Here is a 534-nt window from a genome sequence, read left to right on the forward strand (position 1 = left end):
AGATTATTGGGGTCTAAGACATAAGTCTTTCTATTATCAATTGGCATACCTATAGGTATACTATATGACTCTATTGATTTTTCAATATTATAGGTACAGGTAAAAGTGGTACTTTCCGTTGGTCCATACCCATTTATTAAATAATTCGGCTTTTCAATACTAGTTATCAAAGCATTAACACTTCTCTTATCTAATGCCTCACCTCCAATAATTAAATAATTTAGACCTTCAAATATGGCATTATCCAGATAATATAAATTCTCAAATAACGTTTTTGTTAACCACAATATCGAAATATTATTTGCTATCAGAAACTTATTAAAAATGTTTATGTCCAACACAATACTTTGTATATCTTTTGGTATTACCAAAAGGTTCCCATGAAGTAAAGGAGCCCATATTTCAAAGGTTGCAGCATCAAATACAGGGGATGATACTAATGCAAAAACATCTTTAGAAGTTATCTTAATATAATCATTCAATACCAAGCTCAAAACAGCATCTTGCTCAATCATTACACCTTTTGGTCTGCCT

The 534-nt window shown here is 30.7% G+C and carries 1 protein-coding gene; it reads right to left on the reverse strand.

Annotated features, from left to right (window positions below):
• Nucleotides 1-515 (reverse strand): AMP-binding protein (locus tag B0A64_RS24680; protein WP_244285495.1); only part of this gene is annotated, 515 nt, incomplete at its 3' end.
• Nucleotides 516-534: the final 19 nt, after the last annotated feature.

It is taken from the genome of Flavobacterium araucananum (assembly GCF_002222055.1).
GTDB classification, from domain to species: Bacteria; Bacteroidota; Bacteroidia; order Flavobacteriales; family Flavobacteriaceae; genus Flavobacterium; species Flavobacterium araucananum.